This window comes from Pseudonocardia oceanicola, from assembly GCF_047200735.1.
GTDB lineage: Bacteria > Actinomycetota > Actinomycetes > Mycobacteriales > Pseudonocardiaceae > Pseudonocardia.
In genome coordinates this window covers 104,369-118,353 of record NZ_JBJZON010000024.1, presented here as the reverse complement: position 1 = coordinate 118,353, position 13,985 = coordinate 104,369, and the positions used below count along the sequence as shown (strand labels likewise).

Here is a 13,985-nt window from a genome sequence, read left to right as displayed (position 1 = left end):
ACCCGCGCCCGCGAAGAAGTCGAGGTAGGGCTTGCCGTCGACGTCCCACAGGCGGGTGCCGGAGGCCGTGTCGAACACCACGGGCCACTTGCGACAGTAGGAGCGGACCTCGGACTCGATCTCGAGGAACGGGCCGGTCGGCTGCGCGTTCGGCGCAGGATTCGTCTGGATCGACACGCTCGTACCCTTTCAGGGCACATCGGCCCGCAGCCTTGCGAACTCCCTACGGATCAGGCGGCGGGGGACTCAGAGCTGCTCGCGGACGCCGGGCTCGGCGGTGAGCTCCTCCGTCGCGCGCCCGCCCTCGGCTCCGCTGCGTCCCCGGGCGGCCGATCGGCCGCGGCCGCGGCGCAGCAGCGGCAGGAGCGACCGGCCCCAGGCCTCGTCGAGATCGGTGGCCAGGGCGGAGTACAGGGCGAGTGCGCCGAGGACCAGGCCGGACCACCCGGCGGCGGTCTCCCAGCCGGGGCCGCCGTGGTACTCGTACACCCCGGTCAGGGCGTAGCGCACGGCGACGAGGCCGAAGAGCGCCGCGAGGACCAGCTTCCCCCCGGCCGCGGCCACGCAGACGATCAGCACGCCGGCGGCGGCGACGAACAGCAGCAGACCGAGGACCGGGCTGCGGCTCCCCGGGGCGGAGGTCAGCAGCACCGCCCCCGACACCAGCCAGGTCGCGGCCTGGATGCCGATACCCGATCCCGAGGCGGCGTCGCGGGCCAGGTACGCGAGGACCGCCGCGACGAGCTGCAGCGGCGCCGCGAACAGCACCAGCACCAGCCCCACCTGGGGGGACAGTGCCGTCGGCAGCCAGTGCAGCTGAGCGCCGGCGAGGGTGACGGTGGCACCCGCGAGCCCCACACAGGCCAGCGGCACCGGGTTGCCCAGCGGCCGCAGGACCACCCGGACCGGCGGGCGCGCGTCCGTCCGGTCCGGGTCGGCGTTCGCGTCGCCGGTCACGCCCCGGACTGTTCCGCGCCGCCCGGCGCCCCGCTGCGCGCGGCCTCCCGCTCGCGCCGTCGCTCCCGCTGCGGGACCACGGTGTACTTCGGGTCCTCGGCGGACTGCATGCCCGCATGGAAGATGCCCCAGCGGGTGGCGGCGGAGGCGGCGACGAGCGCCGCGCCCGAGACCGCGGACGCGAGCCGGCTGCGCCGGCCGAGCACGGCCCCGGCCAGCCCGGCGACCGCGAGGACCTTCGACGCCCGGACGTACCGGCCGCCGGTGCCGGACGAGTACGGCTCGGCCGTCATGCCCATCCGCCGCTCCATCAGCTCGAACGACGCCAGCTCGGCGCCGACCCCGACCGCTGCGAGCGCCCGGGCCGGGCCCTGCTCGCGCAGCGGAGCGGCGACGAGCCCGAGCCCGCCGGCGGCGGTCGCCCCCGACCCCACGAACACATAGGGCATCTCGCGGTGCCCGTCGTGCCAGGCGGGGACGGCGGTGTCGCTGATCAGGGCGGCCGTGTACGACGCCACGGCCGGCCCGAGCGTGGCCGCGCCCGCGGTGGCCGCGGCGCCGACCCGCGGCACCTTCCCGGTGACGGCCGAGGCGGCAGCGACCCCCGCGAGCGGGACGTACCCGGCGAGCAGCCAGGAGCCGACGGACATCGGCGAGGTCACCTTGAACACCCGCAGCATGTTGAGGAACCGCTCCGGCTTGCCCAGGTCGTGGACCAGCGCCACGAGCGACACCAGCCCGGCCCCGAGCGCCGCGACCTTGCTCGACCGGGCCAGCACCGGCCGCCCGGTGGCCTGGGCGCCCGCGCCGAGCACCGACGAGGCCCCGGCGAGACCGCCGAGGAACAGGTAGCCGGGAATGTCGGGGGACTGCCACGTCGGTGCGTTGAGCACCGGCAGTCCGTAGTAGGACCGGAACTCCGCGTCGGGCACCATGGCCCGCTCCGCCCGGACGCGGCCCCGCCGCCGGCGGCCACCCTGCCGGCCGTCCGCGCGCACCGCGCCGGTCGTCGCGTCGCGGTCGGGACGTCCCCCGCGCACGCCCTCGCGGGTCACCTCGGACTCGCTCATCGCCGCCTCCCGACCGTCGACGCGAAGGCCGCCGCCACGCCGCCCACCAGGGACAGCGCGGCCAGGCCCACGTGCTTCCACATGCTGGGCAGGTCCCGCGTGGTGACGACCGGGTCCGGCGGCAGCCCGTACACCTCCGGCTCGTCGAGGAGCAGGAAGAACGCCCCGTCGCCGCCCACCCCGTCGTCCGGGTCCCGCCCGTACAGCTGCGCCTCGGCGATCCCGGCCCCGTGCAGCTGCGCCAGCCGGGCGTCGGCCCGCTCCCGCAGCTCGTCCAGCGGCCCGAACTGGATCGAGTCGGTGGGACACGCCTTGGCGCAGGCCGGCTCGGCGCCCACCCCGAGCCGGTCGTAGCAGAGCGTGCACTTCCACGCCCGGCCGTCGTCCTTGCGCTGGTCGATCACCCCGTAGGGGCAGGCCGGGATGCAGTAGCCGCAGCCGTTGCAGATGTCCTCCTGCACCACGACCGTGCCGAACTCGGTGCGGAACAGCGACCCGGTGGGGCAGACGTCCAGGCAGGCCGCGTGCGTGCAGTGCTTGCACACGTCCGACGACATCAGCCACCGGAAGTCGCCGGCCGCGCCCGGTTCGGCGGGGGAGGCCGGGATGTGCGCCGGGGCGCTGGACGTGCCCTGGCCCGCCAGGGACAGCACGTCGAGGTGCCCGAGGTCGTGCGGGGTCGGGTCCGCGCGCGGGAGGCCCGGGTCCTGCGCCCCGAGCGGGCGGCGCTGCTCGACGAACGCGACGTGCCGCCACGTGTCCGCGCCCAGCCCCTCGCTGTTGTCCATCGAGGTGCCGGTGAACCCGCCGTCCGGGAAGTCGGCGGGGATGGCGTTCCACTCCTTGCAGGCCACCTCGCAGGCCTTGCACCCGATGCACACGGACGTGTCGGTGAAGAAGCCCATCCGGGCCTGGTGCCCGCCGAGCCCGTCGCCGTAGCCGCCGAGGGCCGCCGGGTCGGCGTCCCCGGAGAGGGCGTTGTGCAGTTGCGGTTCGGCGGTCATGAGGTGTCTTCCTCCTCGCCTCCGGCCGGCCGGTTGGACTCCGGGTCGAGCCCGGTCCGGTCCGTGATGCCGGCCCGCTGGTGGTAGGACGCGACCAGGGCGAGCCGGTCGGGCCCCCGCGGCCGGCGCCCGGGACGGATGTCGCAGGCCAGGGCCTTGGTCTCCATGATGTGCACGTTGGGATCCATCACGAGGCTGGTCAGCTCGTTCGCCGCGTCGCCGGTGACCAGGCCGTTGGGGCCCCAGTGGTAGGGCAGCCCGACCTGGTGCAGCACCCGCCCGGCCACCCGCAGCGACGGGATCCGGTCGGTGACCATGACCCGGGCCTCGATCACGTTCCGGGCCGTGACGACGTGGGCCCAGCCGCCGTGCTCGAGCCCGCGCTCACGGGCCAGCTCGGGCGCGACCTCGCAGAACATCGCCGGGGCGAGCTCCGAGAGATAGGGCGACCAGCGGCTCATCCCGCCCGCGGTGTGGTGCTCGGCGATCCGGTAGGTCGTGAGCGCGTACGGGAAGACCTGGGCGCCCGGCTCGTTCCCGCTGGGCTGGAACCGGTCGGCCGGGTGCACCACGGGCACGATCTGCCGGACGGGGTTGCGCTGCTGGCGGTACAGCGGGTTCGCGACCGGCGACTCCTGCGACTCGTAGTGCGCCGGCAGCGGCCCGTCGGTCAGCCCGGCCGGCACGTACAGCCAGGCCTTCCCGTCCGCCTGCATGATGAACGCGTCCGTCCCGGACAGGGCCGCGACCCCCGTCGCGTCCTCGGGCGGCTGGTGGTCGGGGGCCTTGGTCGGCGAGAAGTCGGGGACGTCGTGCCCGGTCCACTTCTTCTCGTCGGCGTCCCACCACAGGTACGCCTTCCGCTCGCTCCACGGCGTGCCGTCCGGCGCCGCCGAGGCGCGGTTGTAGAGGATGCGCCGGTTGGCGGGCCAGGCCCAGCCCCATTCCTTCGCCACCCAGTCCTGCTCGGTGCCCGGCTTGCGCCGGCCCGTCTGGTTGACCCCGTCGGCGTAGGCACCGCAGTAGATCCAGCAGCCGCAGGCGGTCGAGCCGTCGTCGCGCAGCTGCTGGTAGGACGACAGCGGCGTGCCGTGCCCGTCCCAGCCGTTGATCTCCGCGAGCACGGCCTCGGCCTCGGGCTCGTTCTGGCTGCCCTTGACGGGGTAGTCCCAGGTGAGGTCGAGGACCGGGCGGTCGGCCTGGTCCGTGCTGCCGGCGAGCTTCTCCCGGATCTTGCGGCCCAGGTGGTACAGGAACCACAGGTCGCTGCGGGCGTCCCCGGCCGGTTCGACGGCCTGGTGGTGCCACTGCAGCAGCCGCTGGGTGTTGGTGAAGCTCCCGTCCTTCTCGGTGTGCGCCGCGGCGGGCAGGAAGAACACCTCGGTGCCGATGTCCTCCGTGCGCAGCTCGCCGCTCTCGATCTCCGGGCCGTCCTTCCACCAGGTGGCGGACTCGATGAGCGAGAAGTCGCGCACGACCAGCCAGTCCAGGTTGGCCATCGCCAGCCGCTGCATCTTCGCGTTCGCCGACCCGACGGCCGGGTTCTCGCCGAGCACGAAGAAGCCCGTGCACTCGCCCTCGAGCTGGGCCATCACCGTCTCGAAGGAGCTGTGGCTGCCCGTCAGCCGGGGCAGGTAGTCGAAGCAGTACTCGTTGTCGGCCGTGGCCGCCGGACCCCACCAGGCCTTGAGCAGGCTGACCAGGTACGACCCGACCTCCGACCAGTAGCCCTTCTCGGCCTTCTCCGCGGCCACATAGGTCTGCAGGTCCGGCGAGGACTCGGCGTGCAGCATCGGGATGTAGCCGGGCAGGAGGTTGAACAGCGTCGGGATGTCCGTGCTGCCCTGGATGCTGGCGTGCCCGCGCAGCGCCAGGATCCCGCCGCCCGGCCGGCCGATGTTGCCCAGCAGCGCCTGCAGGATCGAGGCCGTGCGGATGTACTGCACCCCCACGGTGTGGTGCGTCCAGCCCACCGAGTACACGAACGCGCTCGTGCGCTCCGGCGTCGAGTTCTCCTCGAGCAGCTCGCACACCCGCAGGAACGTCTCGACCGGCACGCCGCAGGTCTCGGCGACCATCTCCGGGGTGTAGCGGGAGAAGTGCCGCTTGAGGATCTGGAACACGGTGCGCGGGTGCTGCAGGGTCTCGTCGGTCTCGAAGTCCCCGGTGATCCCCGCGCCGCCCGAGCCGTGCGCCTCGCCGCGGGCGGCCTCGCGCACCCCGGAGCCGGAGCCGCCCTGCCCGTCCCCGTCCATCTCGGAGGCCCGCTCGCCCGCGACCTGGTACCGGGCACCCGAGGCGGCCTGGACCTGCCCGCCCTCGTACTGCCAGGTGTCGAAGTCGTAGTGCCGTTCCTCCGGGTCGAGGCCGGAGAAGACGCCGTCGAGGTCCTCGGTGTCGACGAAGTCCTCACCGACGAGGGTCGCGGCGTTGGTGTAGGCCACGACGTAGTCGTGGAAGTACCTCCCGTTCTCCAGGACGTGGTTGATGATCCCGCCGAGGAACGCGATGTCCGTGCCGGCGCGCAGCGGGACGTGCAGGTCCGCGAGCGCGCTGGTCCGGGTGAACCGCGGATCGACGTGGACCACCGTGGCCCCGCGCGCCTTCGCCTCCATCACCCACTGGAACCCGACCGGATGGCACTCGGCCATGTTCGAGCCCTCGATGACGATGCAGTCGGAGTTCTGCAGGTCCTGCTGGAACGTCGTGGCCCCGCCACGACCGAACGAGGTCCCCAGACCGGGAACCGTGGCGGAGTGTCAAATGCGGGCCTGGTTCTCGATCTGGATCGCGCCCAGCGCCGTGAACAACTTCTTGATGAGGTAGTTCTCCTCGTTGTCCAGCGTCGCGCCACCGAGGCTGGCGAAGCCCATCGTGCGCCGGACCCGCATGCCCTCGTGCTCCCACTGCCAGCCCTTGCGGCGGCTCTCGAGCACCCGGTCGGCGATCATGTCCATCGCCGTGTCGAGCTCGAGGTCCTCCCACTCGGTACCGCCCGGGCGCCGATAGCGCACGGTGTACTCGCGGGCGTCACCGGTCGTCAGCTGCAGGCTCGACGAGCCGCGCGGGCAGAGCCGGCCGCGGCTGATCGGGGAGTCGGGGTCGCCCTCGATCTGGACGACCTGCTCGTCCTTGACGTAGACGTTCTGCCCGCAGCCCACCGCGCAGAAGGGGCAGACCGACTTGGTCACGTGGTCGGCGTCGGCGATCCGCGGCCGCAGCGTGCTGCTCGTCCGGCTCTTCGCGGCCGCCCCGCGCCCCAGCGGGTCGCCCTCGGCGAACTGGCGGAAGACCGGCCAGGCCCCCAGGAAGGTCTTGACCCCCATGGCTACTCGCCCTCCTTCTGCTCGTCGACCCTGTGCTGCGCCTCGCGCATCGCAGGGTCCTGCGCCACGCGGCGCGTGATCCACTCGTGCACCGTCCCACGGCTCGTCGGGTTCCGCACGGGCACGCCGAGCAGGTGCTGGGCGGCACCGAGCACACCCCGTTCGTCGCGTTCGCGGCTCGTGTAGGCGTCGCTGCCGTCCGCGGGCACACCCGTCCCGAGCAGGTGGACCTGCCCGGCCGGTATGCCCAGCCTGCGGCCGATCTCCTCGTGGTCGAGGCCCTGGGCCAGCAGGGCGGCGACCTGGTCGTGTGTCGGCATCTCAGCTCCTCACCGTGCCGGGCTCGGGTCCCACGCCGTCGGCCGCGGCGGCCCGGCGTTCCTCGTCCGCCATCCAACGCCAGGTCAGGGCCAGTGCGGCCAGCCCGATCGGCAGCATGCCCAGCACCATGGCGATGCCGCCGGGCCCGTCACCGCGCGCGACCAGCCAGACGCCGGGGAGGTCGAGCGCGGGCATGGTCGCGAACAGGTAGACGATCCGGCCGGCGGGCGACAGCGGCCTGCGGCCGAGCACGGGCGTCCAGAAGAGCACCCCGCCGGCCAGCAGCAGCGCCGGCGCGACCCCCGTGAGCGCGGGCAGCAGGGTCGCCGCCGCGTGGAGCAGCACGAAGGCGGGGGCCACGACGAGCGCGGGCAGCGCGGGCGGCTCGACGCGCAGCGCCCGTACCAGCAGGAGCAGCAGCGGGGCGAGCACGGAGACCAGCAGGCCGTCCATGGCCATGTGGGCGACGTGGTTCATCGCGACCTCCGGAACACCCCGCGCGCGATCGCCGGCAGGGCGGTCAGCAGCACGAGCGGCCGACGCCGGCGGGGCGGTGCCGGTGGGGACGGCGGGTCGGCCGCGCGGGCGGTGTGCCCGGCCGGGACACCGACCGCCTCCCCGGTGGTGGTGCCGTCGTACTCCTGCGGACGCGGGTTCGGGGCGGGTTCCAGGCCGTCGAGCGCGGCCGGTTCGGGTCGGTGTCCGGCCGGGACGCGCTCGCCGCGCACGAGGACCGCCGCGGCGGCCAGCGGATAGAGCGCGACGAGCAGCCAGAGCCAGCCGTAGGCCAGCGCGAGGCCGGCGACGGTGAGCCCGATCGCGGTGAGCACGGCGGCGGTGCTGCGCACCGGCATCCGCACGGTGGTGCCGACGCCCCGCCGGGCACGGAGGGCGAGCAGGACGGCGAGCCCGAAGCCGGAGACCAGCAGCAGGTCGAACAGCCAGAGCAGCATCGAGATGGTGTGGGGCCTGAACCCCAGCATGATCCCGGCGAGGACGCCGTTCCCCGCGACCCAGGCGCCGACGACGAGGTGGCCGGTACGGAGCTCGCGGATCCGGGAGGGCGGCAGCACGGCCCGCCGCACCGGATCGGGCGGGGCGGGCGCCGACGTGGCCGACGGGGCGGACGGGGGCGGCGTCGGGGAGCTCACGGGCGTCCCTCCCCGCCGCGCAGGTCCTGGTGCAAGTCGAGCAGGGGCGCGTAGCTGCGGATCGGCGGCACCGGGTGGGCCGGGTCGAAGTTCTGCGGCGGCGGCGGCGAGGAGGTGGCCCACTCCAGCGTGAAGGCGCCCCACGGGTCGTCGGGCGCCCGGCGGGGCCGGACGATCGACACCACGACGTCGACGACGAACAGCACCGTGCCGATCGCGAGCAGCCCGGAGCCGAGGGTGGCGATCAGGTTGAGCGTGCCGAACCCGTCCTCCGGCAGGTAGCTCGCGATGCGCCGCGGCATGCCCTGCAGCCCGAGCCAGAACATCGGCAGGAAGGTGGCGTTGGTGCCGACCAGCCAGAACCAGAAGTGCGCCTTGCCCATCCGCTCGCGCAGCTGCAGCCCGGTGGCCTTGGGGAACCAGTAGTAGAAGCCGGCGAAGAAGCCGAACAGGCTGCCGGCGGCGAGGGTGTAGTGCCAGTGTCCGACGATGAAGTACGAGTCGGTGACCTGGTAGTCCACCGGCGGGGTGGCGATCATGATCCCGGTGAGCCCGCCGATGAGGAACTGCGGCACGAAGGCGACCGCGAACAGCATCGGGGTGGGGAAGCGCAGCCGCCCGCCGAGCAGCGTGGCGAGGAAGCCGAAGTACTCCAGCCCGGCGGGGACCAGCAGCATGATCGAGGTCAGGGAGTAGTAGTCGTTCTCGGCCTGGCCGGTGGTGAACATGTGGTGGCCCCACACGCTCATCGACAGCGCGGCGAAGGCGAGCAGCGACACGACGGTGATCCGGTAACCGAAGTACCGGCGGGCCCCGAACACCGCGAGCACCTCGGCCACGGCCCCGACGAACGGGAAGAACATGACGTACACGACGGGGTGCCCGAAGAACCAGAAGACGTGCTGGTAGCCGATGTTCCACACGTTCTGCGTGAAGATGTCCGGGTCGATCCGGCCGGCCGTCAGGATGCCCATCGCGACCAGCAGGGAGGGGAACGCGCCGATGCACATCAGGTTGGTCGCGACGACCGACCAGGTGAACACGGGCATGCGCAGCAGCGTCATCCCGCGGGTGCGCTTGACCAGGGCGGTCCACAGCACCGTGGCGGCCATGAGCAGCATCCCGAGCCCGGCGAGCGCGACGCCCGCGATCCACAGGTCCACCCCGGGTCCGGGGGTGAAGCGGGTGCCCGCCAGCGGCGGGTAGGCGTACCAGCCGTGGTCCGCGGCACCGCTGGACGTGGCGAAGCCGGAGAGCATGGTGACCGCGCCGCCGAGGTAGAGCCAGTAGCCGAGCATCGTCGTGCGCGGTGCGGCGACGTTGGGGGCGCCGATCTGCAGGGGCACCAGATAGAGCCCCAGCCCGATCGCGAACGGGGTCATGACCAGGTAGATCATCCCCGAGCCGTGCATCGTGAAGAACTGGTTGTAGCGCTCGGTGGACAGCACGTCCATCTGCGGCTGCGCGAGCTGGGCACGCATGGTGAGCGCGAGAGCGCCGATGGAGATCATCAGCACCACGGCGGTGCCCAGGGTCAGCAACCCGATCCGCTTGTGGTCGGTGCTGGTCACCCACTCCAGCACGGTCGTGCGGACCCGGCGGGGCCGTGGCTCCTCGAGCGGGGGGCGGGGTTCGGTGGCGGTCACGCGGCTGCCCCGGCCGGCAGCGCCCCGGTCTGGAGGAAGGCCTGGTACTGGTCGGCGGGCACCGCGCGCACGTAGAAGTCCATGTCCTTGTGGTAGGTGCCGCAGTACTCCGAGCACCGGCCCAGCCATTGTCCCGTCTCGGGGAAGGTCATGACCAGGCTGTTGACGTGGTCGGGGTAGGCGTCGCGCTTGACGGCGAAGTCGGGGAGCCAGAAGGCGTGCACGACGTCCCGCGAGACGAGCGAGAACTCGACCGGGCGGCCCTGCGGCACCACGATCACGGGCCGGTCCGCGGGGGTGTCGCAGGAGCCGGTGACCGTGACGGCGGAGCCGGGGTAGCTCGCGCTCCAGCACCACTGGAAGGCGGTGACGTCGACCCGCACCGGCTGTTGCCCGCCCGGCAGGCCGGTCTGTTCGGCCACGACCCGGGTGTCGGTGTAGTCGAGCCGGTGGTTGTTCGACAGGCTCAGCCACACCAGGAACGCCGCCGCGCCGCCGAGGAACACCGCGAACGTGATCTCGATCGAGTTGTGCTCGGCGGCGGCGAACGGGAGCTTGTCGCGCCGGCGGGCCCGGTTGAACACGAGGGCGCCGAGCAGCAGCCCCGCGACCACGACGAACACGCCGAGCGCGATCCACAGCTGCAGGCCGAACACGTGATCGAAGATCCGGCGGTACTCCATCGAACGCGTCTCCCGTCGGTCGTCGATCACGCAGCGTCCGTCGCCGTCGTACCCGGCTCCTCCGCGCCCAAACGGGCCCGCCGAGCCGATCGGCGGGCCGTCGTCCGGACGTGCCGGGCGCAGGTCTACCGGGGGTGCGGAGGGTCTGCCGGGCGCCGGCGACCTTCGTCAGGAGACCGCAAGGTCCGGGTGGCGTTTGGCCTGCGGGCGCCCGGGTAGGGGAGCGGAGCGGGCCGCGAACGGCGGCGCGCGAGCGGGCGTGCGGGGGGTGGCGAGTGGGGCTGGTGGCGCGGAGCCTGACGCGGGGAACCGCCAACGCCCTGGACCGGCGGTTCAAGGCGGCCGGGGCCGCCCGTCGGCAGGCGTCGCACGTGTTCCCGAAGCACCACTCGTTCTTCTGGGGCGAGATCGCCCTGTACTCCTTCGTGGTGCTCGTGCTCTCGGGCGTGTTCCTCACGTTCTTCTTCGTGCCGGACACCGAGGACGTCGTGTACCACGGGCCCTACGTCCCGGCGCAGGGCCTGTACATGTCCCGGGCCTACGCCTCGGCGCTGGACCTGTCGTTCGAGGTCCGGGCGGGACTGTTCGTCCGCCAACTGCACCACTGGGCGGCCCTGCTGTTCGTCGCCGCGATGGTCCTGCACATGTGCCGGAACTTCTTCACCGGAGCGTTCCGCCGGCCCCGGGAGCTGACCTGGCTGGGCGGGGTCGCGCTGCTGCTGCTGGGCATCTTCGAGGGCTACCTCGGCTACTCGATGATCGACGACCTGCTGTCCGGGCTCGGCGTGCGCATCATCTCGGGGCTGCTGCTGTCGATCCCGCTGATCGGGACGTGGGTGCACTGGATGGTGTTCGGCGGGGCGTTCGACGGCGAGATCTGGATCTCCCGCTTCTACATCGCGCACGTGCTGCTGATCCCGGGGCTGCTGATCGCGCTGATCGGGATGCACCTCGCGCTGGTCTGGTACCAGAAGCACACGCACTTCCCCGGCCCGGGGGCCCGCGAGAAGAACGTCGTCGGCGAACGTGCGGTGCCGGGGTTCGGCACGAACACCGTCGCGAACGGGCTCTGGGTGGTCGCGGTGCTGGGCCTGCTCGCGGGCGCCTTCCAGATCAACCCCGTCTTCCTCTGGGGCCCGTACGACCCGGCCGCGGCGTCGACCTACATCCAGCCCGACTGGTACGCGGGCTTCCTCATCGGTGCGCTGCGGCTCCTCCCGCCCTGGGAGATCCACCTCGGCGCCTACGTCGTGCCGGCCCCGTTCTGGGCGGGCGTGTTCCTGCCGCTGGTGATGTTCGCCCTGCTGGCGGCCTATCCCTTCCTCGAGCAGTGGGCCACCCGGGACCGGCGCCACCACCAGCTCCTGCAGCGCCCGCGGGACAACCCGGTCCGCACGGCGATCGGGGCCATGGCGCTGACCTTCTGGGGCATCCTCTTCCTCTCCGGGGCGACCGGGGTGCTGGCGTCGACGTTCGACGTGGCCTTCGAGCTGCTGGTGTGGGCGGGCCGGGTCGGGCTGATCGTGGTGCCGCCGATCGCGTACATGGTGACCAAGCGCATCTGCGTCGGCCTGCAGCGCGCCGACCGCGACGTGCTCGAACGCGGCGTGCGCACCGGGGTCCTGCAGGAGGGGCCGGACGGCGTGTACGTCGAGGTGCGCCGGCCGCCGGGCGGCGCGGACCGCGACGGCCGGCCCATCCCGCTGGAGTACGGCGGCGCCCGGGTCGACCACCGTCCGGCCACCGCCTCGGAGCCCGTCGCGGAGCACCCCACGGAGCCCGTCGCGGAGGAGCAGCGATGACCCGACGTCTCCGGCACGGCCTGCTGGTGGTCGTGGCCCTGATGGTCCTGGGGACGGGTTACGCCCTGCTGGCGCCGCGGCCCCAGACGGCGACGGCGCAGCCGGTACAGGCGCAGCTCGACCAGGGCCGGGAGCTCTACAACCACGCCTGCATCACCTGCCACGGTGCCAACCTGCAGGGCGTGCCGGACCGCGGCCCGACCCTGATCGGCGTCGGTGACGCCGCCGTCTACTTCCAGGTGTCCACCGGGCGGATGCCGCTGGCCCGATCCGAGGAGCGCGGCTACCGCAGGGACCCCCAGCCCCAGTTCGACCCGGACACGGCGCGGGGCCGGGAGAACCTGGCCGCGCTCGGCGCCTACGTCCAGGCCCACGGCGGCGGCCCGGAGGTGCCCGCGGAGACGGGCCCGGAGCTGATCGGGTCGGACGTCGCGACGGGTGGCGACCTGTATCGGCTCAACTGCGCCTACTGCCACCACTTCACCGGCCGGGGCGGGTTCCTCGCCGAAGGGCGCTTCCCGCCGCGGCTCGAGCAGGCGACCCCGGAACAGATGTACACGGCGATGCTCAGCGGCCCCTTCGCCATGCCGGTCTTCAGCGACCGTCAGCTCACGCCCGAGGAGAAGAAGAACATCATCGCCTACGTGCTGGCCGTGCGCGGCCAGAACAACGCCCCCGGCGGCTACAACCTCGGCGAGATGGGCCCGGCGACCGAGGGCGTCATCGCCTTCCTCGTCGGCCTCGCGGCGCTGGTGGGTGTCGCGGCGTGGATCGGGGCGCGTTCATGAGCAGCGGGGACGACCCCACCGGGCCCGAGCTGGAGCGCATGAGCCGCGAGGAGCTGGTCGAGCTCGGCAGCTCCGAGGACGGGGTCCGGGTCGTCGCCCAGGAGCCGGCGTGGCGGTCGGCCGACGCCCGTGGCGAGCGGCGCAGCCGGCGGCGGGTCACCCTGTGGCTGGTGCTGTCGCTGATGTTCGCGGGTGCCTTCGTCTGGGGCTATCTCTTCTGGCCCAGCACCTACGTCCCACCGGACGCGCCCGGCCACACCGCGTACCTCTTCTACACCCCGATCCTCGGGATGACGTTCTTCGGCATGGTCGCCTCGCTCGGCACGGCGATGGTGCTCTACGTCAAGAGCTTCTACCCGAACGAGGTCGCGGTCCAGGAGCTCGAGCCCGGCCCCTCGCCGGAGAAGGAGCGCTTCACCGCGGCCGCCACCTTCGCGGAGGCGGGTGAGGAGACCGGGTTCGGCCGGCGTTCGATGATCCGACGGCTCGGCCTGACCGCCTTCGGCGTCGTCGCGGGCGTCGGCGCGATGATCGGGATCGGCGGTCTGGTCCGCGACCCGTGGAAGGAGGGCGACGACGCCCCGCTCTGGGTGACCGGCTGGCGTTCGATCGGTGGCGAAACCGTCTACATGCGCGAGGCGGGCGGGGCGCCGACGGACATCCGCCTCGTCCGGCCCGAGGACATCGACCCGAACGGCTTCGTCACGGTGGTGCCGTTCCGGGAGAGCCAGCGGGGCAACGTGAAGGAGCTGCTCGAGGCCGAGAGCTCCCCCGACAACCCGGTGATGCTGATCCGGTTGCCGCCCGGGACGCAGGTGCAGAACCTCCCCGGCCGGGAGGACCTGCACTACGGCAGCTTCTACGCCTTCTCGAAGGTCTGCACCCACCTCGGGTGCCCTGCCTCGCTGTACGACACCCGGCTGCAGATGGCCCTCTGCCCCTGCCACCAGTCGCAGTTCAAGATCACCGAAGGGGCCCGGCCGATCTTCGGGCCGGCCGCCCGCCCGCTCCCGCAGCTGCCCATCACCGTGAACGACGAGGGCTATTTCATCGCCACCGGGGACTTCCCCGACCCCGTCGGCCCCAGCTTCTGGGAGATCGGGCGGGGCACGGAGTGAGGAATCCCCGTCGCGCCCGGTGCGGGGAGGTGAGTCGCGTGCCGACACGTCGTTGAGCGCTGCACCCACCTCCGCCCGGTCGGGCGGATCCCTGCACGGCCGTCGCCGACCCGGGCTGA

12 protein-coding genes and 1 pseudogene are annotated in these 13,985 nt (G+C 72.9%); 3 read left to right on the top strand and 10 right to left on the bottom strand.

All coding sequences use genetic code 11. The features are described 5' to 3' along the window. From ACL02T_RS27410 to ACL02T_RS27365, 10 genes and pseudogenes are all read right to left on the bottom strand, one after another. A pseudogene (locus ACL02T_RS27410) lies at positions 1-171 on the bottom strand (diaminobutyrate--2-oxoglutarate transaminase); the annotation flags it as partial. A gap of 75 nt (positions 172-246) precedes the next feature. Further along, positions 247-957 carry an acetate uptake transporter family protein gene (locus ACL02T_RS27405; RefSeq protein ID WP_412833665.1) on the bottom strand — a complete coding sequence of 237 codons (711 nt, stop codon included), beginning with the start codon at positions 955-957 and terminating at the stop codon, positions 247-249. After that, complete coding sequence (gene nrfD, locus ACL02T_RS27400; RefSeq protein ID WP_412833664.1) at positions 954-2,027, bottom strand: NrfD/PsrC family molybdoenzyme membrane anchor subunit; 1,074 nt, start codon at positions 2,025-2,027, stop codon at positions 954-956. Before nrfD ends, ACL02T_RS27405 begins: the two co-directional genes overlap by 4 nt. After that, positions 2,024-3,031, bottom strand: coding sequence for a 4Fe-4S dicluster domain-containing protein (locus ACL02T_RS27395; RefSeq protein WP_412833663.1), 1,008 nt, complete (start codon positions 3,029-3,031; stop codon positions 2,024-2,026). The genes nrfD and ACL02T_RS27395 overlap by 4 nt, the downstream gene beginning before the upstream one ends. After that, entirely contained in the window at positions 3,028-6,357 is a 3,330-nt protein-coding gene (fdh, locus tag ACL02T_RS27390) for a formate dehydrogenase (protein ID WP_412833662.1), read from the bottom strand. The genes ACL02T_RS27395 and fdh overlap by 4 nt, the downstream gene beginning before the upstream one ends. A gap of 2 nt (positions 6,358-6,359) precedes the next feature. Then, the gene (locus ACL02T_RS27385; protein WP_412833661.1) at positions 6,360-6,677 is read right to left on the bottom strand and encodes a hypothetical protein; all 318 of its coding nucleotides are present in this window, start codon (positions 6,675-6,677) and stop codon (positions 6,360-6,362) included. Between the two features lies 1 nt (position 6,678). Beyond that, positions 6,679-7,155, bottom strand: coding sequence for a cytochrome c oxidase assembly protein (locus ACL02T_RS27380; RefSeq protein WP_412833660.1), 477 nt, complete (start codon positions 7,153-7,155; stop codon positions 6,679-6,681). Continuing rightward, positions 7,152-7,829, bottom strand: coding sequence for a hypothetical protein (locus tag ACL02T_RS27375; protein ID WP_412833659.1), 678 nt, complete (start codon positions 7,827-7,829; stop codon positions 7,152-7,154). Before ACL02T_RS27375 ends, ACL02T_RS27380 begins: the two co-directional genes overlap by 4 nt. Next, entirely contained in the window at positions 7,826-9,475 is a 1,650-nt protein-coding gene (locus ACL02T_RS27370) for a cytochrome c oxidase subunit I (protein ID WP_412833658.1), read from the bottom strand. The genes ACL02T_RS27375 and ACL02T_RS27370 overlap by 4 nt, the downstream gene beginning before the upstream one ends. Further along, a complete protein-coding gene (locus ACL02T_RS27365) occupies positions 9,472-10,188 on the bottom strand; it encodes a cytochrome c oxidase subunit II (protein WP_412833657.1) in 717 nt (238 codons plus the stop codon). The genes ACL02T_RS27370 and ACL02T_RS27365 overlap by 4 nt, the downstream gene beginning before the upstream one ends. A 254-nt stretch (positions 10,189-10,442) precedes the next feature. On the opposite strand from ACL02T_RS27365, the gene qcrB reads away from it, so the two are divergent. Genes qcrB through qcrA form a run of 3 tightly spaced genes read left to right on the top strand, consistent with a single transcriptional unit; the run spans position 10,443 to position 13,866 of the window. Then, complete coding sequence (gene qcrB, locus ACL02T_RS27360; protein ID WP_412833656.1) at positions 10,443-11,960, top strand: cytochrome bc1 complex cytochrome b subunit; 1,518 nt, start codon at positions 10,443-10,445, stop codon at positions 11,958-11,960. Further along, positions 11,957-12,748, top strand: a complete 792-nt coding sequence (qcrC, locus tag ACL02T_RS27355) for a cytochrome bc1 complex diheme cytochrome c subunit (RefSeq protein ID WP_412833655.1) — start codon at positions 11,957-11,959, stop codon at positions 12,746-12,748. Before qcrB ends, qcrC begins: the two co-directional genes overlap by 4 nt. Further along, a complete protein-coding gene (qcrA, locus tag ACL02T_RS27350) occupies positions 12,745-13,866 on the top strand; it encodes a cytochrome bc1 complex Rieske iron-sulfur subunit (protein WP_412833654.1) in 1,122 nt (373 codons plus the stop codon). The genes qcrC and qcrA overlap by 4 nt, the downstream gene beginning before the upstream one ends. Positions 13,867-13,985: the final 119 nt, after the last annotated feature.

Bases quoted from the DNA above. Each gene is read 5' to 3' on its own strand.
- qcrA (WP_412833654.1), top strand. From the start codon at position 12,745: ATGAGCAGCGGGGACGACCCCACCGGGCCCGAGCTGGAGCGCATGAGC.
- qcrC (WP_412833655.1), top strand. From the start codon at position 11,957: ATGACCCGACGTCTCCGGCACGGCCTGCTGGTGGTCGTGGCCCTGATG.
- ACL02T_RS27395 (WP_412833663.1), bottom strand. From the start codon at position 3,031: ATGACCGCCGAACCGCAACTGCACAACGCCCTCTCCGGGGACGCCGAC.
- nrfD (WP_412833664.1), bottom strand. From the start codon at position 2,027: ATGAGCGAGTCCGAGGTGACCCGCGAGGGCGTGCGCGGGGGACGTCCC.
- ACL02T_RS27385 (WP_412833661.1), bottom strand. From the start codon at position 6,677: ATGCCGACACACGACCAGGTCGCCGCCCTGCTGGCCCAGGGCCTCGAC.
- ACL02T_RS27380 (WP_412833660.1), bottom strand. From the start codon at position 7,155: ATGAACCACGTCGCCCACATGGCCATGGACGGCCTGCTGGTCTCCGTG.